This window comes from Aquibium pacificum (assembly GCF_040839445.1).
Classification (GTDB): domain Bacteria; phylum Pseudomonadota; class Alphaproteobacteria; order Rhizobiales; family Rhizobiaceae; genus Aquibium; species Aquibium pacificus.
In genome coordinates, this window is the sequence record NZ_JBDPGJ010000010.1 from 22165 (window position 1) to 43909 (window position 21745).

Genomic DNA, 21745 nt, shown 5'->3' on the forward strand with positions numbered 1-21745 from the left:
GCCGCCCAAGATTCCCGCATACTGTTCGTCTTCCCGCACGGACGCCCGAAAATCAAGTTGCGCGGGCGGATGGCGGAAATTAATAAATCTGTTAATCAAATATGCAAGTCCGGCGCCCGCCGCCGGGGAGGAGGCCACCGCATGCGGGCCAGCGACAGGAAAGATGCAGGATCGACGGACGCCGCGACGTCGCGCGCGCGTCCCTTTCGTGCGCTCGAGTCGGGCTCACGCGGCGTCGTCTGCAGCGCCTCACCCGACGGGACCTTCCGGCTCCGGTCGGACGAGGAACTGGCGGCATTCCCGGTTTCGCTGACGACCCGGGTTCTCGACGGCGCCCGCGACCACCCGGACCGGACCCTGTTCGCACAGCGGCCCGCCGAGGGTGGCGCATGGCGCCGGTGGACCTATGGCGAGGTCGGGCAGGCGATGCGCTGCGTTTCGCAGGCGCTCCTCGACCGCGACCTCTCGGATGAGCGGCCAGTGGTGATCCTGTCGGGGGCAAGCCCCGAACACGCCGTGCTGGCCTATGCCGCCATGCATGTGGGGGTTCCCTATGCACCGGTGAGCCCGGCCTACGCGCTGCTGTCGACCGATTTCCGCAAGCTGCGCCACGTTCTCGACCTCCTGAGGCCGGGGCTCGTCTTCTGCGACGATCATAGCCGCTACGCGGCCGCGATTCTCGCTGCGGCACCGCCCGATTGCGAGGTGGTGGCGGTGACGAGCGACGATCCGGGCGTGACCCGTTTCGACACCCTGCTGGCGACGCCGCCGACGGCGGCGGTCGATCGCGCCGCGAGACGTGTGGGGCCAAACACGGTCGCCAAGATCCTCTTCACCTCGGGCTCGACGGGGCTGCCGAAGGGCGTGATCAACACGCAGCGCATGCTGTGCAGCGCCCAGCAGATGTTCGCCCAGGCTTTTCCGTTCATGACGCGAAAGCCGCCGGTGCTGGTCGACTGGCTGCCCTGGCATCACACGTCCGGCGCCAACCAGGTGCTCGGCATGGTGCCCTATCTGGGTGGCTCTCTCTACATCGACGGCGGAAAGCCGACCGCGGAGGGAATGCCGCTCACCGTGGCCAACCTAAAGGATGTCACGCCGACGGCCTATTTCACCGTGCCCAAGGGCCTCGCGGAACTGATCCCGTACCTGAACCAGGATGCGGAATTCGCGAAGCGCTTCTTCGGCAACGTCGAGTTCGTCTTCTATTCGGGCGCGGCGCTGTCGGAGCCGGTGCTGCGGGCCTTCGACGCGGTGTCGGTTGCGGCTACCGGCTTCCGCACGCCGATCATGAGCGCCTACGGGGCCACCGAGACCGCGCCCTTCGCGCTCGTGGCGAACTGGCCGAGCGAGGAGACGGGGCTGGCGGGCGTGCCGCTGCCCGGGGTGGAGCTCAAGCTGGCGCCCTCGCAAGGCAAGCTGGAGGCGCGCCTCAAGGGTCCGAACGTGACGCCGGGCTACTGGCACGAGCCAGAACGCACGCGCGAGGCCTTCGACGAGGAGGGTTTCCTCCGTTTCGGCGACGCCATTGCCTTCGTCGGGGACGATCCCGCACTCGGATTGCGCTTCGACGGGCGCCTGTCGGAGGATTTCAAGCTTTCCACCGGCACATGGGTGAACGTCGGCGCCTTGCGCGCCGCCTTCCTGGCGGAGGCCGGCATGGCCATCCATGACGTCGTCATCTGCGGGGAGGGACGCGACGACGTGGGGGCGCTGGTGTTCCTTTCGCCGCAAGCCGTCGGGGGCGCGCGGACGCGCGTACAGGAAGCGCTGGACCGGCTGGCGGCGCGCGGCACGGGATCGTCGACCTTCATCGCCCGCGCGATCGTGCTGGCCGCCCCGCCGGCCGCCGACGCAGGCGAGATCACCGACAAGGGCTCGCTCAACGCCCGTGCCGTCCTTGCCAACCGCAGCGCCGATCTCGCCGCCCTCTACGCCGAACCGCCCGGAGACTCCCTGATGCGCGCCGCGCGCCCCGGAACGACCTGAGAGCATTCATTCTACCCGGAGAACCCAGATGCAGAATTCGGACCTGATCGTGACCTACGACGGCAATGTGGCGCGCGTCGCGATCGTCCGTCCCGAGACCAGGAACGCGCTGCGGCGCGAGACCCTGGAGCAGTTGCGCGCGGCGATCGCCGGACTTTCCGCGCGGGCCGACGTCCGCGCCATGGTGCTGACCGGCTGCGACCGGAGCTTCTGTTCGGGTGCCGATCTCGCCGACCCCATGATGGGCGGCCACCTGCCGCCGCAAGAGCGCGGCGAGGCCTGCGCGGCCGTGCTGGACGGGCTGATGCATGCCTTGATCCGCGACGTTCGCAACGCGCCGTTTCCCGTGGTCGTGGCCGTGAACGGCGTCGCGGCCGGCGGCGGCGTCGGGCTGGCGCTGGCTGGCGACATCGTGATCGCGGCGCGATCGGCGCGCTTCGTCCTCACCTTCACCCCAAAGCTCGGTCTCGTGCCGGATCTCGGCACGTCCTGGCAGCTCGCGCGCACCCTCGGCCGGGCGCGGGCGCTGGGCGTTCTGCTGACGGGCACGCCGGTTTCGGCCGAGCAGGCGCTCGACTGGGGGCTGATCTGGTCCGTGGCCGAAGACGACGCGCTGGAGGAACAGGCGATGGAAGTCGCAGCCCGGCTCGCGGCGGGACCCGTCGCCGGCCAGGTCGCGACGCGCCGTCTGCTGGACGGCGCCTTCGTCAACGACCTCGACGCGCAGCTCGATGCCGAGCGCGACGCCCAGGCGTCGCTCGTCGGCGGGGCGGAGGTGGTGGAAGCCATGGAGGCCTTCGCCCAGCGGCGGACACCGGAATTCCTGGCAGTCGTCCGGCCCGACGTTTCCTGATCCCCACACGTCGGGGAGTATCCCCGTGCTCGCCCGGACGGCCGAGAAGGGGTCGTCCTGAAACGCGATGAAGTCCTTCCGCCCGCCCTCGCGGAGCCCGCCTGGCTCGCCGGAAAACCACGATCCGCCCGCCATCGCACAGTGGTCGAATACCTCCGGTCGCGGCCGGACGTGCCTCCTCCATCATGAGGCGAGCCGATTTCGGGCGCGGCGGCTGGTAGGACAAATAGCGGACATTTTCTTCTCATGCACGACACTGGACCCCGTTGACAGCCCGTAGGCCATCGCCTTAACTCTTCTGGTCTGACAAATGGTACTCGGGGTCGCGAGCAAGCGCAGCAATTGCATGAACGACAAGACGGGATCAGGATCAGGCAGGGAAGAAGCTGGCGGTTCGGCCGTCGATGCGGTCGTGCGCGAGATCCGGAGGTTCATCGCCGATTCCGGCCTCACGGTCGGCGACAATCTCCCGACCGAACGGGACCTGTGCATCCGCTACGGTGCCAGCCGCAACACCGTGCGCGAGGCGATGCGCATCCTGAAGGCCTACGGCATGGTCGACGTGCGCCCGAAGATCGGCGCGACCATCACCGACAATCGAATGGCACGGGCGTTCGAGCTCCTGTCCTTCAACACGATGGAAGTCTCGCGCAAAACCTTCTCCGACGTCCAGGGGTTCCGGGACTTGCTGGAAGTCGGCTCGGCCGATCAGCTTCTCGACCGCATCACCGATCGCGACGTCGAGGAACTGTATGCGATCAACGGCAGGCTCGCCGACATCCACGACCTGCAGCAGGCCTCGGAGCTCGACTATTCTTTTCACGTCCGGCTGATCTCCATCCTCGACAATACGGCGATGCTCGACGTCTACAACGTCATGAAACCGGTCATCCTGCGCATCATGCAGAAGGGCAAGACGAGGCGCACCTTCATGACCGAGACATATTCCGAACATCAGGGGGTGATCGACGCGCTCGCGGCGAAGGATCGTCTCTCGTTCCAGTACAGGCTGCGCAGCCACCTGATGACCGGCTTCAGGAACTTCAGCGAGGAGATGGCGGGGGCGGCCTGAGGTTTCGCGGAGGAATATGCGTCCCGGACGGGCGCAGGGGGTGACGACGCCGGCCCGGTGGAGCGATCCGCGAACGGGCGTCGACAGGGAGGAAGAACCATGAAGCGACTGTTGAAATCGGCCGCCGCGATTGCCGTACTGGCGCTCGGCACCCAGTTTGCCTATGCCGGCCCCGAAATGGTGTCGGGACCGGGCGCGAACCCGGAATGTTTCGCCCCATGGTCGGGCGAGACCAAGTTCATGAAGTGGAATGCCAAGCCCGGACCATACCGCATCGCGGTGGTGAACGGCTTCGTCGGTAACACCTGGCGTATCCAGATGATCAAGACGGCGAAGGCCTTCGCCGAGGATCCGGCGATCAAGGACAAGATCAAGGAGTTCAAGGTCGTGTCGACCGGCACGGATGCGCCGGCGCAGCTCGGCGCCATCGAGGACTTCATCAACCAGGGCTTCGACGCGATCGTGACGATCGCGGTATCGCCGGACGGATTCGACCGCGTCATCCGCCTTGCCGACAAGAACGATGTCGTCATCGTTCCTTTCGACAACGTTCTGGATACCGACAAGGTCATGCAGGTCAACGAGGACCAGCTCGAGATGGGCCGCAAATGGGCGTCCTTCGTGCTCGACGAGCTGAAGGCCAGCGGCAAGACCTCCGGCAAGCTGCTCGAGGTCCGCGGCCTTCCCGGCAACTCGGTCGACCGCGACCGCTCGGTCGGCATCCACGAGGTGCTGGACAAGTCCGGCGGCACATGGGACGTCGTCCAGGTGGTCGGAAACTGGGACGACGGCACGGCCCAGAAGGTCACCGCCGACGCGATTGCCGTCCACGGCCAGTTCGACGGCTTCCTCGTCCAGGGCGGCACCACCGGCGTCGTGCAGGCGATGATGGATGCCAAGCACCCGATGGTGCCGATCGCCGGCGAATCCGAGAACGGCTTCCGCAAGCTTGTCGCGCAGCATTCCGGCGAGGGGTTGAAGGGCATCTCCATCGGCCAGTCGCCGGGCCTCGTCGCGATCGCGATGAAGGCTGCTGTTTCGGCGCTGGAGGGCAACGTCATGCCGCAGCTCATCTCGGTTCCCCTGCCGGTCGCGACCTACGATGAACTGAAGGACGGCACGAACTACTGGTCCGATCTGCCGGACAACTTCTTCACGGTGAACGAGTTTCCGCCCTGCGGCGTCAACGTCTCCGGCCCCGCGATCATGTCGCAGTCCGAGGCGGACGTGAAATAGCGCTGCGCCCTTCGCGGTCCCGGAAGACACCTTCCGGGACCACCATCGCCAGATTCCGCGAATTCCTGTAGCCTGTCGCCGGCGGGAGGAGATCCGTTGACCGAACCGATCGTCGAGTATCGCGGAATCTCGAAGTATTTCGCCGGAATCCGTGCGCTCGAGAAGGTCGACTTCGCGTGCAGGCCGGGCACGATCCATGCGATCCTCGGCGAGAACGGCGCGGGGAAGTCGACCCTCATCAAGATCATGGCCGGGGTGCTCGTGCCGGACGCCGGCGAGATGCTGCTCGAAGGCAGGACCGTTTCGTTCGCATCGCCGGATGAAGCGACGCGCAACGGCATCGTCTGCATGTTCCAGGAGCTGTCTCTCGTCCCCGACCTGACGGTTGCCGACAACATCTGCATTTCCGATCCGCCGCGCCGGTTCGGGCTGATCGACCGCCGCGCGCAGGTTCGCCGGGCGGAGGCTCTTCTTGCGCGTGTCCGCTGCGAGGACATCGATCCGCACGCGCTGGTCCGCGAACTGCCCCTGTCGCGCCGCCAGATGGTCGAGATCGCCAAGGCGCTTGGACGCGATCCGAAGGTGCTGATCCTCGACGAGGCGACCTCGGCGCTGACCTCGCGCGACGTCCAGACGGTGTACGACCTCCTTGCCGACCTCAAGGGCCGCGGCGTGTCCAGCCTCTTCATCTCCCACCGCATGCATGAGGTGGAAGCGCTCTGCGACACGCTGTCGGTGTTCCGCAACGGGCAGCATATCGAGACCTTCGCGAAGGGAGCCCATTCCGACACCGAGATCGTGCGACTGATGATCGGCCGCGACGTCGAGGCGCAGTTTCCGCCAAAGCCGCAGCCGAAGGCGCTGGACCCGATCCTGACGGTGAAGGGCCTGCGCTGGGAGAACCGTCTCAACGGCGTGGATGTCTCGATCGGGCGCGGCGAGATCGTCGGGCTGGGCGGGCTGGACGGCCAGGGACAGAAGGAACTGCTGCTGGCGCTGTTCGGCGTCCTGCGCGGCGTGTCTGGTTCGGTCGAGGTGGCGGGAAAGCGCGGCATCCCGTCCTCGCCTTACGCCGCCAAAAGCGGCTCCACGCGTATCGCATTGGTGCCGGAGGACCGCAAGACGGAGGGATTGATGCTCGGCATGCCGATCGCCGACAATCTGCTTGCCGCCGCTTTCGACCGCGTCTCGCGCGGGCCGGTGATCGACAGTGGCCTGGCCAGCCGCGCCGTCGCGGAGGCCCTTGCCAAGCTGCAGGTCAGGATCGGCGCGCCCACGGACGCCGTCATGACCCTGTCCGGCGGCAACCAGCAGAAGGTGGTCATCGCCAAGTGGCTCATGGTCGATCCCGACATCATCCTCCTCAACGATCCGACGCGCGGCATAGACGTCGGCACGAAACAGGAGATCTACCGCCTGATGCGGTCGCTTGCCGACGATGGCAAGGCGATCCTGTTCTATTCCTCCGACTACGCCGAACTGATCGGCTGCTCTGACCGCGTCTACGTGCTCTATGACGGGCGCGTGGTGAGTGAGCTGGAAGGCGACGCGATGACCGAGGAGGGGATCGTGGCCGCCTCACTGAACATCGACGTCGAGGCGGCATGACGCTCGCCCCGCTTGCACGCTGGCTCCGGCAGAACCGGGGTTTCGCCGGAGCACTCCTCCTCTTCGCGGCGATCTACCTCGTCTACAACCTGATGCATCCGCGCGGCTTTTCCGCTGCGGTCTTCGTGCAGAATTCCAACGAGGCGGTGGCGCTGGCCTTCGTCGCCATGGCGCAGACGGTACCGGTGCTGCTCGGCGGCCTCGATCTCTCCGTCGGCGCGGTGATGACCCTGACGAACTGCATCGCCTCCGAACTGGTCAGCGGCTCGCCGGCGCAGATCCTTTTCGGGATGGTGGCGACGCTTCTCGCCGGCACGGCGTTCGGGCTCATGAACGGCCTTGTCGTCGTCTACGGCCGCATCCAGCCCATCATCGCGACCCTGGCCACCGGTGCGATCGCCATGGGGCTGGCGCTGTGGATCCGGCCGAAGCCGGGCGGAGAGGTCGATGGCGATCTGAACTGGGCGCTCACCAATACGATATGGGATTTTGCCGACACCTACGGCTTCGACGCGGATTCGCCCTGGCTGGCCCCATTTGCCGACCTGCCGGTGCCGATCCTGATCCTGTTGGCGATCGCGGTGCTCGTCTGGGTGCCGTTCCGCCGCTCGGTGACCGGCCGCACCGTCTATGCCGTCGGTTCGGCCGAGGGCGCGGCCTACATGTCGGGCCTGCCGATCGCGCGCGCCAAGATCGCCGCCTTCACGCTCGGCGGATTCTTCGCCGCCTGCGGCGGGCTCTACCTCGCCATCCAGACCTCGTCGGGAAACGCCGACATCCAGCAGGCTGGTGCCTACACCTTGAACTCGATCGCCGCCGTCGTGCTCGGCGGCACCTCGCTGCTCGGCGGGGCGGGAGGCGCCATCGGCAGCCTGGTCGGCGCGCTCATCCTGCGGGTCATCTCCTTCTATTTCCGCATCCTTTCCATCGATCCGCTGCTCCAGCCGCTGATCGAGGGTCTGGTCCTGCTCGTGGCCGTGTCGTTCGGGGCTATCCGCACGCTCAGAGTGCGAAACAAGCTCGATCTCTTCCGCTGAGGTATCGCAATGCTCGCCAGGCTCTCGCCCGAAGACAGACCGATCGCCATCGCGGCGCTGTTCATCCTCGCGATCCTGATCGCCGGCACGGCATACACGCTGATCACCAGCGGCACCGTTCCCCTGCTGTCGCCGGGCTACCTCCTGCAGCAGCTGCAGACGGGCGCCTTTCTGGGCATCTGCGCGGCGGGCATGATGATGGTCATCCTGCTCGGCCACATCGACCTGTCGATCCCGTGGACGCTCTCGGCCGCCGCCATGACCGCCACCGCCGTCGGCGGCGACCTCGCTTTGCCCACCGCGCTGGCGGTGGGGCTGGCCGTCGGGTTGTTCAACGGGTTCGGCGTCGCCTATCTGCGCATTCCCTCGATGATCTTCACGCTCGGCGTCGACACCGTCCTTCGCGGCCTGATGGTCGCGCAGACGGGCGGCTTCGCGCCGCAGGACCGCGCCACGCCGATGATGCTCTTCCTGGCCAAGGAGAAGATTCTCGGCATCCCCGTCGCCATCTTCGTCTGGGCCGCCGTCTCCGTGGCGATTTCGGTGATCCTGACGCGCACGGCCTTCGGCCGCTCGGTCTACGCGACCGGTTCGCGGGAGGCCGCGGCCTATCTCTCGGGCATCCGCACCCGCCGCGTCATCATCGGCGCCTTCGTGACATCCGGCCTCTGCGCGGCGCTCGCCGGGTTCCTGCTGACGGGATACTCGGCCAAGGCCTACCAGGGCATGGGCAACGCCTTCCTGTTGCCGGCGATCGCGGCGCTCGTGCTCGGCGGCACGCATATCCTCGGCGGGCGCGGACGCTATGCCGGCACGCTGGTCGGCGTCATCCTCATCGTGCTCCTGAACTCGGTACTTTCGATCATGCAGATGCCGGAAGCCGGGCGCCAGATCATCTACGGCACGGTGATCATCGGCATGCTGCTCGTCTACGGCCGCAACGCCCGCGTCACGTCCTGAGGGAGGAAGAACCGTGCCTGCGCATCACTACGACATTCGCGACGGGCGTTTCGCCCGCATGGTCCACATGAACGCAGGCCCCGAAGTGTTGTGGTCGGGAGGGCGGTGGACCGAGGGGCCGGTCTACTTTCCGGCCGGCCGCTACGTGATCTGGTCCGATATCCCCAACGACCGCATCCTGCGCTGGGACGAGATGAACGGCGCGGTGGCCACCTTCGAGCAGCCCTGCCGCAACCAGAACGGCCACACGCTCGACCGCCAGGGGCGGCTGATCGCCTGCGAGCACCGCGGGCGCTGCGTCAGCCGCTACGAGTTTGGTGGCTCGCGCACAGTGCTGGCGGACCGCTTTGACGGCAAGCGCCTGAACTCGCCCAATGACGTGGTCGTGAAATCCGACGGGTCCGTCTGGTTCACCGACCCTTCCTACGGCATCGACAGCGACTACGAGGGCGACGCCTCGCCCATGGAACAGGACGGCCGCCACGTCTACAGGATCGATCCCGACGGCACCCTGACGCGTGTCGTGGAGGACATGAAGCAGCCCAACGGCCTCGCCTTCTCGCCCGACGAGGCCGTCCTTTATGTCGCTGATACGGGCAGGACGCATTTCCCCGACTGTTCGCCCGACATCCGCCGCTATCGGCTTTCCCCCGATGGCAAGTCTCTTCGCGACGGCGAGACGTTCGTCACCTGCGATGCCGGCCTGTTCGACGGCTTCCGCGTCGATACCGGCGGAAATCTCTGGTGTTCTGCCGCCGACGGCGTGCACTGTTTTGCCTCGGACGGGACGCTGCTCGGCAAGGTCCTGCTCGACGAGGTCGTATCAAACCTTTGTTTCGGCGGCCCGAAGCGCAACCGGCTGTTCATCACCGCCACGACGTCGCTCCGCTCGATCTACGTCAACGCGCGCGGCGCCGGCTAGCCGGCGCCTCAGACAACGCCTCCCGAAAATCTTGCCGGACTTGGCGCGGCGGCGCCGGACGATCCGCGTTGTTCGGTCCGCAACTGCGATAGGGCCGCGGCCCCGACGCCCTGATCGCGACCATGAGCGACGCAGCGACGCGACATCCGTGGAGTGGCCGACGCCAAGGGAATGTTTTACTGGCCTTCGCTATCGACGCTCGGCAAAGCTGCGCCGGAGCGGCGGGAAGAATGGGGAAAGCTCGATGCACGTAAGCTCCAGGATGCCGGGGCACCTGATCCGACGGCTGCATCAGCTGTCGACGCAAGTCTTCCTGCAGAGGGTGCGCGAGGCAGGGTTCGATCTGACGCCAGTGCAGTTCGCCGCGCTCGACGCGCTTCGACACAGTCCGGGCATCGATCAGGCGGGCCTTGCTCAGGCCATCGCCAAGGATCGCGCGACCGTCGGCGCGGTGGCCGACCGGCTGGCCCAGAAGGGCCTGGTGACGCGCATCGTCAGTGACCGGGACAAGCGGTCGCGCGAACTGGCGCTGACCGAGGCAGGCGAAGCGACCGTCACCGCGATATTGCCGGTGGTGGAACGGTTGCAGAAGGAGATCCTTCCCGGCCTCGACGAAGCCGAGTACGCGGCGTTCGTCGCGCTTGCCCGCAAGGCGGTGAGGGCGGCGCAGGCGTCCGGGCGAGAGTGAGACGCTAGCGGACGTCGCGTTCGGGATCAGGGGCGCTAGGCGGACAGGCCGCCGTCGATCGCGGTCTCTGCGCCGGTGATGAAGGCGCTTTCGTCGGACAGGAGAAACATGACGAGATCGGCCACGTCTCCGACCGTTCCCGCGCGTCCGAGCGGAATGCTCTTGCGCCTCATCCCGAAGTTTTCCGGGGTCATGGCGTCGAGGATCGGCGTGCTGATGAAGGCCGGATGGATCGAGTTGACGCGGATGTTGCGCGGCGCGAGTTCGACCGCAGCAGTCCTGGACATGCCGCGGACCGCCCATTTGCTCGCGGTATAGGCGATGCCTTTCGTACCGCGCAGGCCGGCATAGGAAGAAAGGTTGACCACCGAGGCGCCCGAAGGCGCGGCGGCCTGTTCGATGAAGCGGATGCCGAGGAACGTGCCCAACACGTTGATCTGCATGTTGCGTTCGAAGAACGCGACGTCTGTCTTCGCTATGGGCCGGGGGTCGAAGATGCCGGCATTGTTGACGAGGCCGCCGACGCCGCCCTCCGCCTTGCAGACCTCGGCGAGCCTGGCCCACGCGTCCTCGTCGCCGACGTCGTGCGCCACGAAGCGCGCGGGCGACCCCAGCTCCTCCGCCAGCTTCTGACCGTCGTCGCGGCGCACGTCGCTGATGATGACGCGGGCACCTTCGCCGGCTGCCTGGCGCGCGATCTGCGCTCCGATCCCGCCCGCGGCGCCGGTCACGAGGACGATGCGGCCGTCCAGCCTCTTGTTCCTGTCCTGCAAGGAATGCCTCCCGAATGAAATTGCCGTCACGATTGGAGCGGCTCATGGTGATTCTGAAACGGTTGCGCCGCCACCTGGCCGCGATCCGGAAACGGGCCGCGCCCGCGCGGTGCGTCAAGCCTAGGCGGCGGACGCTCCGATGCTCCAGCCTCCGTCGATGACGAGCGTATGGCCATTTATGAATTCCGCATCTGTGGAGGCGAGGAAGACGATCGCCGCCGCGATGTCTTCGGGACGCCCGAGCCGTGGCCATGGCGTTCCCTCGATCCAGATGCGCTGGAATTTCGGATCGGTACGCAGCTTCTCCGCAGTCAGCTCGGTTTCGACGAGACCGGGGGCGACGGCATTGCACCGTATCCCGCGCGGGCCATACTCGGCCGCCATCTGCCGGGTCAGTCCCGCGAGCGCCGCCTTGCTGGCGGTGTAGGCCGAGGTCGATGGCGTGGCCCGGAAATTCACGACCGAGGACACATGGACGATGCTGGCTCCCGCCTGCATGACCTTGAGCGCCTCGCGCGACATCCGGAAAGGCACCGTGAAGTTGATGTCCATGATGCGCGCCAGATTGGCGTCGTCGGTCTCCGCGACCGGCTTGGCGCCGGATATCCCGGCATTGTTGACCAGCAATCCCACCGACCCGAAATGACGGACCGTCCTGGCGATGATTTCGGCGGGGACGGCGGGGTCCGTCAGGTCGCATTCGATCGAGAGGAAGCCGTCGCGGAACTCGGGGGGAATGTCCGCGATACGGACGCGATCGACACCCGCGACACTCCAGCCACATGCTAGCAGCCGTAACGTCGTCGCCCGTCCTATGCCGCCGGCGGCGCCCGTGACGACGGCAATGCGTGAAGGGTCGGGCGCCATCGCCATTTCCACTGATTCCGGATTCCATGGAGGCGCAAACGCGCCGACCGAAGCATATCCCACGCATGAAACCCGGATCAGATCGTTTCCTCATGCTGGTATGCGCGACACGTATTCAACTTGTCGCTCCGCAGTCTCTATGCCGGCCGCATGCGGCCGAGGGAACCAAGGGCCGCGGAAAGCGGACATGCCATGATGGAATTCGATCTGACCGGAAAAACCGCACTGGTGACCGGCGGCGGACGCGGCATCGGCCGGGCGATCGCGCTCGGCCTGGCGCGTGCCGGCGCCCGGGTGATCGTCGCCGACATCGATGCCGGTAACGTCGCCGTCGTGGCCGGGGAGATCGCGGCCCAGGGAACCGGATCGCACGGCCTCCCGATGGACGTCTCCAGGGTCGACGATATCGACAGAGGCTTCGCGGCGATCGACGATCTGGGATGGCCGCTCGACATCGCCGTCCTCGCCGCGGGCGTGCTGCGGGCCAAGCCTCTCCTGGACCACACCGAGGATGACTGGAAGTTCATGTCCGAGGTCAACCTGAAGGGGACATTTTTCACCTTGCAGGCGGCGGCGCGGCGGATGGTGAAAGCGGGGCAGGGGGCGATCCTGACCCTCTCGTCCACCTCGGCATTCGTGGCCTCGAGGGTCCCCGAGATCCTCTACGACGTCACCAAGGGTGGCATCCGCCAGATGACCGTGTCGGCGGCGGCGGAACTGGCGCCGCACGGGGTCCGCGTCAACGCGCTCGCTCCGGGCACCATCGTGACGGACTTCAACCGGGCCACGCTCGATACGCCCGACAAGATCGCCTCGGCGGAATCGCGCCTTCCGATGGGCAGGCTGGGCGGTCCGGACGATGTCGTCGGGGCGGCGGTATTCCTGTGTTCTCCTGCGGCCGGCTATGTCACCGGGCATCTGCTCGCGGTCGATGGCGGGCGCCTGACGCGCTCCGGCTAGCCGGGCAACGCCGCGGAACGCATTGCCGCATAGGTACCCATCGGCAGGGGACGACGAAGCCAGGTCCATCGGATACCCCAGCATGCAGACGCGGAATTCCAGCAGTCGGGGAAGTCCTTCGATCGCGCTGGCATATTGACCTATCGCTACCCGGTTTGCAGTGGTGCCCGGGAGCAGCCGCGCGGCGGATCCAAATCCGAGCCGTGCCGCGGTGCGCCGTCGAACGGCCGGTCCGCTGCAGCAAACGATGCTGAAACCGGATCTGGGGGGAAAGATGGACGTGACTGAATCGGAACGCTTCGCCGCTCTCGACCGGCGCCTTCGCGCCGTCGAGGATCGTTTGGAGATTTACCAAATCGAAGGCGCCTACAGCCGCGCCTACGACGGCGCAAAGGGCGACGAGTGGGCCGCGCTGTTCACGGAGGACGGAATATACCAGGGCCGACAGCTGGCGGGCATGGGCGAGTTGAACTTCGTCCAGGGACGAAAGGCCCTGTCCGAATTCTGCTCGTCGAGCCCGGTCAACTGCATTCACTATATCAATGTACCCGATATCAGCATCGACGGCGACGAAGCGACGGCGCGGGCAAACTTTACCTTCCGCGCCTTCGGGACCGACAGCTTCGGCAGGGTGAACGCGACCGAGGCGCAAGGGTACTACGACGTCGCCTACCGGCGCACGTCGGAAGGGTGGCGGATCCGCCGACGTTTCACGGTCTACTTCGAGCGCCGGCAGGGCACTGCGTACGGCTACGAGCCGAGCGCATCGCCGTTCGGCGACAGCAATCCGCCCTTCGACGCCACGGCCGGTTTCCGGGATCGCCGGTGAGGTTCGGCACGGCGCCGGCATATGCGCGAATCGGAGGATTGGCGCCTTCCAGTATGTTTGCAGGGAATTCTAGAAGTTGGAAAAAGGCTGCGACTGCATTCGTCTCGTCAACTACGGTCGCGTTGCTTGCAGGGCGTGAGGTGATGATCGCTCAGAACCGGGAACAGGACGGCCGCGAGTAGTGGGAGGAGTTCATCGTCCGCGATGGGGTGGTCGTCTCGAGACCGTAGGCGAACCGTATCTTCGGCAATCGCCGACGGCATCCTTGCCGGCACACTCTTGGTGTCCGCAGGGCGGGCGAGGTGCCGCGGTTATCCGTGACGAAAATCTCCATCCGCTGATCGCCGTGAATCGCCAATTTGACAGCGAATTGTAACGACAGGCAAAGGGAGTGAGGAAATGAACATTCTGGGAATTCTGAGGGACGGCACGGGAAAGATGGCAGTAGGGGCCTCGGTCGCCGCTTTCGTGGCCGCCACCTGTCTTGCCGCGTTGCCGGCCCGGGCCGACGACGTGACGTGGACGATGGCCACCCATGCCGGTGGTCACTGGCTCGAACATGGCGCACAGGGATTCGCCGACAAGGTCGCGCTCTACACGGAAGGGCGGGTCAAGATCAACGTCGCCCAGCCGGGTGCGCTCGGAAGCCCCCTGACCACGACGCAGACGGTGAAGGACGGCATCGCCGAGGCTGCGACCACCTGGGGCGGCCACGTCCAGGGCATCGACAAGACCGGCGCGATCGTCGGTGGATGGCCGGGCGGCTTGAGGCCGGAAGAATGGTTCTTCTGGGTATACGAGGATGGCGGACTCGACCTGATAAAGCAGTGGCGGATGGAGAAGTTCGGGGTCGTCAGCATCCCGTGCGACACCGGCGAGACTGAGATCTTCCTGCATTCGCACAAGCCGGTTCGCACCATCGAGGACTTCAAGGGCCTGCGCGTTCGCACGTCCGGCGCCTGGGCCGAGATTGCGGCGAAGCTCGGCGCGAGCACGGTGGTGATCCCCGGAGACGAGGCCTTCTCCGCGCTCGAGCGCGGCGTGGTGGACGCCCTCGAATGGGCGGGACCGGGCCAGAACTTCAAGTCCGCGTTCCATACGATCGCGAAATACATCATCACGCCGGGCGTCCATTACGCATCCGGCTTGACCGAGTGCATCATCAACAAGGACGCCTGGGACAAGCTGTCCGAGCACGACAAGGTGATGGTCGAGGTCGCCGGCCGGCTGAACCTCTACGAATCCTATGCACGGTACGGCGAACTCGACATCGCCGGCTGGGCGAAGCTCAAGGAAGCCGCCGCCAGCGGCAACAACGAGTTCATCAAGCTCGACGATAGCTTCATCGCCGCCGCGCAGAAAGCTTCGAACGATTGGGCTGACGAGCAGGCTGGCAACAACGAATGGTTCAAGAAGGTGCTGGAATCCCAGCGCGCCACCTTGGATAAGCTCGAGACATGGGATGAATTCCGCCTTCCCATAGGCGGCGTGCGCGAATAGCGGCACATCCTCCCGGAGGTGCGGCGTAACTCGCCGCACCTTCTTCTCGATGCCGGTTGTCCCGCCGGCGACCGTCCACCACCGACTGTCTTGGCGGCATTCGCCGTCGGGATAGCTCCATCGGGAAACCGGAAATGCGATTGCTGACTATTGTCGACCGGATCACCAGCGGCGCGGCGTTGCTTGGTATCTGTGGCGTGCCGCCGCTGATAGCGATCATGGTGTTCGAGGTATTCAGCCGCTACGTCCTGAATGCTCCGACGATCTGGGTATTCGAATTGAGCTGGATGCTCATGGGCTTCATCTTCATCATGGGGGTTCCCTATGCAATGAAGCGCCGGGACCACGTGTCGGTCGACTTGATCTACGGGGCATTGTCGTTGCGCAAGCGCGCGGCGATCGACGCGATCGGATTTGCCCTTCTTCTGCCCTGCATCGCCTGGCTCGCCTACAAGATGGCCATGTTCGCGTACGCTGCCTTCATCAGCGGGGAAGTTTCCGGCGTGAGTGCATGGACCCCCGTCTTGTGGCCCTTCCGTACCGCACTCGCCGCCGGTCTCACCGTCTTTGCATTGCAGATCTTCGCCGAATTGATCCGCGCGCTTCGAACGGCGCTCGTCGGAGCCGAACGGGCACCGTCCAGATGAGCGAGTTCATCGGACTGCTCATGTTTCCGGCGCTGCTGGTCCTGATCGCGACCGGTATTCCGATTGCCTTCTCGATGCTCGTCGTCGCGCTGTTCTTCGGCCTGATGCGGTTCGGCGACGCGGCGATGTCGCTCTTCGTGACGAAGACGATAGACGTCTCTTCGAACTACGTCCTGGGTGCCATTCCGCTCTTCATCTTCATGGGCGCGATCCTGCAGGGATCCGGCGTCGCCGATCGCCTGTTCCAGGCGATCTACATGTGGACGCGCAGGTTGCCGGGCTCGCTCGCGCTTGCCGCGATGCTGATGTGCACGGTCTTCGGCGCGGTGACCGGCATCGCCGGGGCTGTCGAGACCCTCGTCGGCCTTCTCGCGCTGCCGCCCATGCTGAAGCACGGCTACGACAAGTCGCTGATCTCCGGCACGATCTGCGCCGGCGGCTCCCTGGGGACGGCCATACCGCCATCGATCACCGTGATCGTTCTCGCTCCGATCGCCAACGTTTCGGTCGGCGATCTTTTCGCCGGCATCATGCTGCCCGGCCTTCTGATGGCCGGCCTGTTCACGCTCTACATCCTCCTGGTGTCCTGGCTGCGCCCGGATTTCGCGCCTGCGACACCGCCCGAAGGGGACGAGCCGTCGTTCATCGAGAAGATCAAGGTGACGTTCGTGGCTCTGGTGCCGACGGTCGCTCTGATCGTCACCGTGCTCGGGACGATCCTCGCGGGCGTTGCGACGCCCACGGAAGCGGCGGCCTGCGGCGCGTTTGGCGCGCTCGTGCTCTCGGCGCTCAATCGCAGGCTCAATTTCAGCATGGTCGTCGCCGCGCTCTATCAGACCCTTTCGATTACGGCGATGATCATGCTGATCGTCCTGGCCGGGAACATCTTTGCCGCCGTGTTCTACGCGTCGGGCGGCATGACCGAGGTGAAGACCATCCTGACCGACTATGGCATCGCCGGCTGGCAGGCCATCGCCTTCATCATGGTCCTCGCTTTCCTCGGCGGCTTCATGCTCGACCTGATCTCGATCGTGCTGATCCTGATCCCCATCGCCATGCCTCTGGTGGTCAGCTACGGCGTCAACGAGTTGTGGTTCTGCGTGCTCTTCCTGATCATCCTGCAGACCAGCTACCTCAGCCCGCCGATGGCGCCGTCCATCTTCTACCTGCGGGCGATCGCTCCCGTCGAACTGCGCCTGGCGGACATGTACCGGGGCGTCGTCCCCTTCATCGTCCTGCAAGTGGTGACCTTCCTCCTCGTCTTCACCTTCCCCGAAGTGGCGTTGTGGCTGCCGCGGGTATTTTACGGAAACTGACGTGCAAAACCTGATGACAAAGAAGAGCGACGTGGCGGCGCGGCAGATGATCGAGGGCGCCGATCCCTATCTCCTGATCGCCACGCTCGCGTGCTGCGACGCCGACGGGACGCTGCTGGAAGAGGCGATGCCATATGCGATGCGGGGCATCGCCGACCGAACGGCCGCCGACCTGCCGGACGACCTGCGCGCGCGCCTGACCGAGCGCGCCCTGGCTCACCTCGCGAGTGGGAACGCCCAGGCCCTTCCCCCTTCGGACCCAAGATGGCGCCGCATCATCGATTTCGCCGCAGGGGCTCCGGTGCCGGATGAGTATGTCGACATGCTCATGGAGGAGGGCGGCCTGTGGCCGCGTCGCCTCTACCAGTCGGAGCTACCGCCGGCCTCGGTAAAACGGACACCGGAGGTGGCGATCGTCGGAGCCGGGCTTTCGGGCATCGGTCTCGGCGTCTATCTCAAGAAGGCCGGCATTCCCTTCACCATCTACGAGAAGAATCCGAGGCCGGGCGGCACCTGGTTCGACAACCGCTACCCCGGATGCGGTGTCGATACCGCCAGCCACATCTATTCGTTTTCGTTCGCTCTCAACCCCTCCTGGAAGCGATACTTCAGCAAGCAGGGCGACGTGCTCGACTACATCGAAACCTGCATCGATCGCTTCGACCTGCGTCCGCACATCCGTTTCGACACGAAGGTGAGCGACACCCGGTATGACGAGAAGGACCGTCGCTGGCGGTTTGCCACTGAGGCCGGTGGCGAGACGCGACAGCACGACGCCGACGTTCTCGTCAGCGCCGTCGGGCAGTTGAACGTGCCGTCGGTCCCCCGCCTGAAGGGGCTCGACAGTTTCAAGGGCGAGGTGGTGCACACGGCGGAATGGCGGCCGGAGATCAACTATGCCGGCAAGCGGGTTGCCCTGATCGGTTCCGGCGCGAGCGCGGTGCAGCTTGGCCCGAGCATCGCGCCCTCGGTGGCGAAGCTCACCGCCTTCCAGCGTTCTCCGCAATGGCTCTCGTCGCGCCCGCTCTACCACCAGCCGGTGCGCGAGGAGGACCTCTGGCTCTTCGAGAACGTCAAGTCATACATGAACTGGTACCGGATGACGCTTTTCTGGCAGTTCGGCGACCGGCTCTACCCGACGCTGATGATGGAGGAGGGACCGAACGGGCTCCGGGCTTCGGCGCAGAGCGACGGCGTGCGCGAACTGTTCACCAAGTATATCCGCGAGAAGCTGGCCGACCGCCCCGACCTCATCGAGAAGGTCGTGCCCGACTATCCGCCGATGGCCAAGCGTATCCCGATCGATTTCGGCTGGTTCGACATGCTCAAGCGCGACAATGTCGAGCTGGTCAGCGATGCGATCGACCATATCGAGCCCGATGCCGTGGTCACCGCCGACGGCCGGCGCCACGAGGTCGACCTGATCGTGCTGGCCACCGGCTTCGAGGCGACGCGCATGCTGCAGACCGTTCCGGTCAAAGGGCGGGACGGCGTGGAACTGCAGAAGGTCTGGTCGGGCGACGATCCGCGCGCCTATCTCGGCATCATGGTGCCGGGCTTCCCGAACTTCTTCATCATGTACGGCCCCAACACCAATCTGGGGCATGGCGGCAGCCTGATCTTTCAGATCGAGTGCCAGGCACGCTACGTCGCCTCCGCGATCAGTCATCTGGCATCGACCGGAGCCGCCGCGATCGAGGTTGGCAAGGAAGCCTGCGACGACTACAACCGCGAACTCGACCAGCTTCTGGACCGCACCGTGTGGAGCGCGCCCGGAGTCAACAACTGGTTCAAGAACAGCCGCGGCCGTATTGCCACAAACTCGCCCTGGCGCCTGGTCGACTATTGGCAGAAGACGCGCAGCTTCGATCCGTCGGTCTGCATCATCGACTGAGCATATCGGCTCGCTGGACGCATCGAGGAGAACGTCGGCTGAACGCGACCGCACTTCATCCCGCACTTCAAGCGCGCCTCGCCGAGGTCCAGGGTGCCCCACCGGTCGACACCCTGCCGGTCGAGACGGCGCGCCAGGGCTCGCTGGCGCGCTTCGGTTCCTTGCCGAAGGTGCCGGTTTTTCAGGTCACTGATCGAGCGATCGATGGCGGTCGCCTCCGGCTGCGGATCTACCGACCTCACAATCGGGGGACTGCGCCGATCCTGGTCTTCTTCCACGGGGGCGGCTTCGTCCTCGGCAGCGTCGACACGCATGATGCCTTGTGCCGCCAGCTCTGCGTGGGCGCCGACGCGGTCACGGTTTCCGTGGACTACGCGCTCGCGCCCGAGCAAAAGTTCCCGGCCGGCCTCGACGACTGCGTTGCCGCCATCCGATGGGCGAGGGAGCACGCAGCCGAATTCGGCGGCGATCCCGATCGCGTGGCGCTCGCAGGCGACAGCGCCGGCGCGAACCTCGCGATCGTCAGCGCCCTCCGCCTGCTGCGGACGGCCGGGCTGTCGTTCCGCGCGCTTCTGGCGGCATATCCCGTGACAGACGCGCCCGATCTCGCGCGGGCGTCTTATGTCGAGAGAGGCGCCGGCTTCGGACTGACGACGCAGGCCATGATCTGGTTCTTCGATCACTATCTCGACGAACCGGGCCGCGCGTCCGATCCGGATGTGTCGCCTTCGCGGTCGCCGGATCTGGCGGTCTTGCCGCCGACCTATGTCGTCACGGCGGAGTTCGATCCCCTGCGGGACGAAGGCATCGAGTTCGCGCGAAAGCTCGCGGCGGCCGGTGTCGCCGTCGTCCATGCCCATCACGACGATGCCAATCACGGCTTTCTGTCCTGGGCCGGGACCAACGAGCCGTCACAGGTGGCACTCGACGCCGCCTGCGCCTGGCTGACCGCGCAACTGGGATAGGCTGCCGGTTCCGGCAGGGCTCAACTCATCGAGCCGCCGTCCACCGGATAGACCGAACCCGTACAGAAACTGCTTTCGTCGCTAGCGAGGAAGAGCATCATCGATGCCACCTCCGAAGGTTCGGCGTAGCGCCCCAGTGGAATTTTCGCTGCGGGGTCCGCGGTCCGCCCTGCCGCATCCAGGTGGGCATCGATGGCCGCCATCATGCGCGTGCGCGTCTGGGCGGGATTGATGGAATTGACCCTGATCCTGTCCTTGGCTCCCTCGAGCGCGGCGGATCTCATCAACCCCAGCACGGCGTGCTTGCTGGCGCTGTAGGCGGCCAGGCCCGCCGAGCCGCGAAGACCGGCGCCGGACGAGGTGATGACGATGCTTCCCCCCGTCGCGCGCATGGCGGGCATCAACGATGCCAGCCCCAGCCAGACGCTGCGCACATTGACCGCCATGACGCGATCGAACGCGGAGACCGGCAATTCGTCGATCCTGCCGATCTGGCCCTCGATGCCGGCGTTCAGAAGCGCGATGTCGAGGCCTCCGAGCCGCTTGGGTGCCGCAGCGACGAAGGCCTTCGTCGCCTCTTCGTCGGTCACGTCCGCGACGAAGTAGGACACCTGGTCGGCCGGCAGGAGGTTCGCCAACTTCACCAGACCCTCTTCCTCGCGATCCACCAGCAGGACCTTCGCGCCCTCCTTGGTGAAAAGCTGCGCGGCGGCCGATCCCATGCCGCCGGCGGCGCCCGTGATGATCGCGACCTTTCCCTCTAGCCTCGGCATCTGGTCCTCCGACTTCCATGAATTCTCGCGGGCTGCGTCCGCGCGTGATCGCGCCCGCCTCGAAGGCGGACAAACCTAAGCTTCGGATGCGTTTCCGGCGTCGCCGAATGCCGCCCAGCCGCCGTCGACGGAAAGGACCGAACCGGTGATGTAGCGGGCGCTGTCGGACGCGAGGAACAGGATGGCCTCGGCGACTTCGTCCGGCGTGCCAAGCCGGCCCATCGGGATGCGCCGCGACAGGCGGCCTTCGTCGACCAACCCTCGCTCGACCAGCCCCTGCACCATGGAGGTGGCGATGAAGCCGGGGGCGACGGCGTTGACGCGAATGCCCTGCGCCGCCCATTCGCTGGCCAGCGCGCGCGTCAGGGAATGCACGCCCGCCTTCGCAGCCCCATAGGCGTTGCGCCGGGGCAGGCCGACCAGGCCGGCGATCGATCCGACGTTGACGATCGCACCCTTACGCTGCGCCGCCATCGGATGATAGGCAGCGCGGGAGCACAGGAAGGTGCCGTTGACGATCACCTTCGTGATGCGGTCGAAATACTCCATATCCTGGTGGATCGACGCTTCCTGGGATCCGACGATGCCCGCATTGTTGACCAGCACGTCCAGTCTCCCGAACCGCTTGTCGATCGCCGCGAAAGCCTTCGCGACCTGATCGGCGTCGGAGACGTCGCAGGCGAAGCCGTCGTGGTCGCCGGAGAGTTCCTTCGCCCGCGCGCGGGCCGTGTCCAGGTCGAGATCGATGGCGCATACGGCGTAGCCGGCCGCCGCGAACTGCTGCGCCAGCGCCCAGCCGATCCCGTTCGCCGCCCCGGTGATCGCGGCGACCTTCTGTTCAGAAGCCATTTCTTCC

20 protein-coding genes are annotated in these 21745 nt (G+C 66.0%); 16 read left to right on the top strand and 4 right to left on the bottom strand.

Features of this window, described 5'->3' with window-relative positions; translation table 11 throughout:
* The first annotated feature begins 141 nt into the window (after nucleotides 1-141).
* The 9 genes from ABGN05_RS28320 to ABGN05_RS28360 all read left to right on the top strand — a co-directional run bounded on the left by ABGN05_RS28320 (nucleotide 142) and on the right by ABGN05_RS28360 (nucleotide 10365).
* Complete coding sequence (locus ABGN05_RS28320) at nucleotides 142-1989, top strand: feruloyl-CoA synthase (protein ID WP_367957400.1); 1848 nt, start codon at nucleotides 142-144, stop codon at nucleotides 1987-1989.
* A gap of 28 nt (nucleotides 1990-2017) precedes the next feature.
* A complete protein-coding gene (locus ABGN05_RS28325; protein WP_367957401.1) occupies nucleotides 2018-2842 on the top strand; it encodes an enoyl-CoA hydratase-related protein in 825 nt (274 codons plus the stop codon).
* Nucleotides 2843-3188: 346 nt separating this feature from the next.
* Complete coding sequence (locus tag ABGN05_RS28330) at nucleotides 3189-3914, top strand: FadR/GntR family transcriptional regulator (RefSeq protein WP_367957402.1); 726 nt, start codon at nucleotides 3189-3191, stop codon at nucleotides 3912-3914.
* Nucleotides 3915-4013: 99 nt separating this feature from the next.
* On the top strand, nucleotides 4014-5150 hold the full coding sequence (locus ABGN05_RS28335) for a sugar ABC transporter substrate-binding protein (RefSeq protein ID WP_367957403.1): 1137 nt from the start codon (nucleotides 4014-4016) through the stop codon (nucleotides 5148-5150).
* A gap of 96 nt (nucleotides 5151-5246) precedes the next feature.
* Nucleotides 5247-6758: a sugar ABC transporter ATP-binding protein gene (locus ABGN05_RS28340; protein ID WP_367957404.1), complete on the top strand. Its 1512-nt coding sequence runs from the start codon at nucleotides 5247-5249 to the stop codon at nucleotides 6756-6758.
* A complete protein-coding gene (locus tag ABGN05_RS28345; RefSeq protein ID WP_367957405.1) occupies nucleotides 6755-7795 on the top strand; it encodes an ABC transporter permease in 1041 nt (346 codons plus the stop codon). The genes ABGN05_RS28340 and ABGN05_RS28345 overlap by 4 nt, the downstream gene beginning before the upstream one ends.
* Nucleotides 7796-7804: 9 nt before the next feature.
* Complete coding sequence (locus ABGN05_RS28350) at nucleotides 7805-8755, top strand: ABC transporter permease (RefSeq protein WP_367957406.1); 951 nt, start codon at nucleotides 7805-7807, stop codon at nucleotides 8753-8755.
* A gap of 58 nt (nucleotides 8756-8813) precedes the next feature.
* Nucleotides 8814-9677: an SMP-30/gluconolactonase/LRE family protein gene (locus tag ABGN05_RS28355; protein ID WP_367957487.1), complete on the top strand. Its 864-nt coding sequence runs from the start codon at nucleotides 8814-8816 to the stop codon at nucleotides 9675-9677.
* A 244-nt stretch (nucleotides 9678-9921) separates the two neighbouring features.
* Nucleotides 9922-10365: a MarR family winged helix-turn-helix transcriptional regulator gene (locus ABGN05_RS28360; RefSeq protein WP_367957407.1), complete on the top strand. Its 444-nt coding sequence runs from the start codon at nucleotides 9922-9924 to the stop codon at nucleotides 10363-10365.
* 35 nt (nucleotides 10366-10400) lie between these two features.
* On the opposite strand, the gene ABGN05_RS28365 is transcribed toward ABGN05_RS28360, so the two are convergent.
* Nucleotides 10401-11138 (bottom strand): SDR family NAD(P)-dependent oxidoreductase, encoded by a 738-nt coding sequence (locus tag ABGN05_RS28365; protein ID WP_367957408.1) that lies wholly within the window; start codon nucleotides 11136-11138, stop codon nucleotides 10401-10403.
* A 120-nt stretch (nucleotides 11139-11258) separates the two neighbouring features.
* Entirely contained in the window at nucleotides 11259-12005 is a 747-nt protein-coding gene (locus ABGN05_RS28370; RefSeq protein ID WP_367957409.1) for an SDR family NAD(P)-dependent oxidoreductase, read from the bottom strand.
* Nucleotides 12006-12197: 192 nt separating this feature from the next.
* Here ABGN05_RS28370 and ABGN05_RS28375 point away from each other — a divergent pair, with 192 nt between their 5' ends.
* The 7 genes from ABGN05_RS28375 to ABGN05_RS28405 all read left to right on the top strand — a co-directional run bounded on the left by ABGN05_RS28375 (nucleotide 12198) and on the right by ABGN05_RS28405 (nucleotide 20116).
* Nucleotides 12198-12965: an SDR family NAD(P)-dependent oxidoreductase gene (locus tag ABGN05_RS28375; protein WP_367957410.1), complete on the top strand. Its 768-nt coding sequence runs from the start codon at nucleotides 12198-12200 to the stop codon at nucleotides 12963-12965.
* 280 nt (nucleotides 12966-13245) lie between these two features.
* Nucleotides 13246-13794 (top strand): nuclear transport factor 2 family protein, encoded by a 549-nt coding sequence (locus ABGN05_RS28380; RefSeq protein ID WP_367957411.1) that lies wholly within the window; start codon nucleotides 13246-13248, stop codon nucleotides 13792-13794.
* A gap of 399 nt (nucleotides 13795-14193) precedes the next feature.
* Entirely contained in the window at nucleotides 14194-15294 is a 1101-nt protein-coding gene (dctP, locus tag ABGN05_RS28385) for a TRAP transporter substrate-binding protein DctP (RefSeq protein ID WP_367957412.1), read from the top strand.
* 56 nt (nucleotides 15295-15350) lie between these two features.
* The gene (locus tag ABGN05_RS28390; protein WP_367957413.1) at nucleotides 15351-15941 is read left to right on the top strand and encodes a TRAP transporter small permease subunit; all 591 of its coding nucleotides are present in this window, start codon (nucleotides 15351-15353) and stop codon (nucleotides 15939-15941) included.
* Nucleotides 15938-17257 carry a TRAP transporter large permease gene (locus ABGN05_RS28395; protein ID WP_367957414.1) on the top strand — a complete coding sequence of 440 codons (1320 nt, stop codon included), beginning with the start codon at nucleotides 15938-15940 and terminating at the stop codon, nucleotides 17255-17257. The genes ABGN05_RS28390 and ABGN05_RS28395 overlap by 4 nt, the downstream gene beginning before the upstream one ends.
* 13 nt (nucleotides 17258-17270) lie before the next feature.
* Nucleotides 17271-19151 (top strand): flavin-containing monooxygenase, encoded by a 1881-nt coding sequence (locus tag ABGN05_RS28400; protein ID WP_367957415.1) that lies wholly within the window; start codon nucleotides 17271-17273, stop codon nucleotides 19149-19151.
* Nucleotides 19103-20116, top strand: a complete 1014-nt coding sequence (locus tag ABGN05_RS28405; RefSeq protein WP_367957416.1) for an alpha/beta hydrolase — start codon at nucleotides 19103-19105, stop codon at nucleotides 20114-20116. Before ABGN05_RS28400 ends, ABGN05_RS28405 begins: the two co-directional genes overlap by 49 nt.
* A gap of 20 nt (nucleotides 20117-20136) precedes the next feature.
* Here ABGN05_RS28405 and ABGN05_RS28410 read toward each other — a convergent pair whose 3' ends face one another.
* Both ABGN05_RS28410 and ABGN05_RS28415 read right to left on the bottom strand, forming a co-directional pair.
* Entirely contained in the window at nucleotides 20137-20889 is a 753-nt protein-coding gene (locus tag ABGN05_RS28410; RefSeq protein WP_367957417.1) for an SDR family NAD(P)-dependent oxidoreductase, read from the bottom strand.
* A gap of 75 nt (nucleotides 20890-20964) precedes the next feature.
* Nucleotides 20965-21738: an SDR family oxidoreductase gene (locus ABGN05_RS28415; RefSeq protein WP_367957418.1), complete on the bottom strand. Its 774-nt coding sequence runs from the start codon at nucleotides 21736-21738 to the stop codon at nucleotides 20965-20967.
* Nucleotides 21739-21745 lie beyond the last annotated feature (7 nt).

What these genes read in the sequence shown, in the direction of transcription:
- ABGN05_RS28320 (WP_367957400.1), top strand. Translation starts at nt 142, where the DNA reads ATGCGGGCCAGCGACAGGAAAGATGCAGGATCGACGGACGCCGCGACG.
- ABGN05_RS28325 (WP_367957401.1), top strand. Translation starts at nt 2,018, where the DNA reads ATGCAGAATTCGGACCTGATCGTGACCTACGACGGCAATGTGGCGCGC.
- ABGN05_RS28330 (WP_367957402.1), top strand. Translation starts at nt 3,189, where the DNA reads ATGAACGACAAGACGGGATCAGGATCAGGCAGGGAAGAAGCTGGCGGT.
- ABGN05_RS28335 (WP_367957403.1), top strand. Translation starts at nt 4,014, where the DNA reads ATGAAGCGACTGTTGAAATCGGCCGCCGCGATTGCCGTACTGGCGCTC.
- ABGN05_RS28345 (WP_367957405.1), top strand. Translation starts at nt 6,755, where the DNA reads ATGACGCTCGCCCCGCTTGCACGCTGGCTCCGGCAGAACCGGGGTTTC.
- ABGN05_RS28350 (WP_367957406.1), top strand. Translation starts at nt 7,805, where the DNA reads ATGCTCGCCAGGCTCTCGCCCGAAGACAGACCGATCGCCATCGCGGCG.
- ABGN05_RS28355 (WP_367957487.1), top strand. Translation starts at nt 8,814, where the DNA reads ATGGTCCACATGAACGCAGGCCCCGAAGTGTTGTGGTCGGGAGGGCGG.
- ABGN05_RS28360 (WP_367957407.1), top strand. Translation starts at nt 9,922, where the DNA reads ATGCACGTAAGCTCCAGGATGCCGGGGCACCTGATCCGACGGCTGCAT.
- ABGN05_RS28370 (WP_367957409.1), bottom strand. Translation starts at nt 12,005, where the DNA reads ATGGCGCCCGACCCTTCACGCATTGCCGTCGTCACGGGCGCCGCCGGC.
- ABGN05_RS28375 (WP_367957410.1), top strand. Translation starts at nt 12,198, where the DNA reads ATGATGGAATTCGATCTGACCGGAAAAACCGCACTGGTGACCGGCGGC.
- dctP (WP_367957412.1), top strand. Translation starts at nt 14,194, where the DNA reads ATGAACATTCTGGGAATTCTGAGGGACGGCACGGGAAAGATGGCAGTA.
- ABGN05_RS28395 (WP_367957414.1), top strand. Translation starts at nt 15,938, where the DNA reads ATGAGCGAGTTCATCGGACTGCTCATGTTTCCGGCGCTGCTGGTCCTG.
- ABGN05_RS28400 (WP_367957415.1), top strand. Translation starts at nt 17,271, where the DNA reads ATGACAAAGAAGAGCGACGTGGCGGCGCGGCAGATGATCGAGGGCGCC.
- ABGN05_RS28410 (WP_367957417.1), bottom strand. Translation starts at nt 20,889, where the DNA reads ATGCCGAGGCTAGAGGGAAAGGTCGCGATCATCACGGGCGCCGCCGGC.
- ABGN05_RS28415 (WP_367957418.1), bottom strand. Translation starts at nt 21,738, where the DNA reads ATGGCTTCTGAACAGAAGGTCGCCGCGATCACCGGGGCGGCGAACGGG.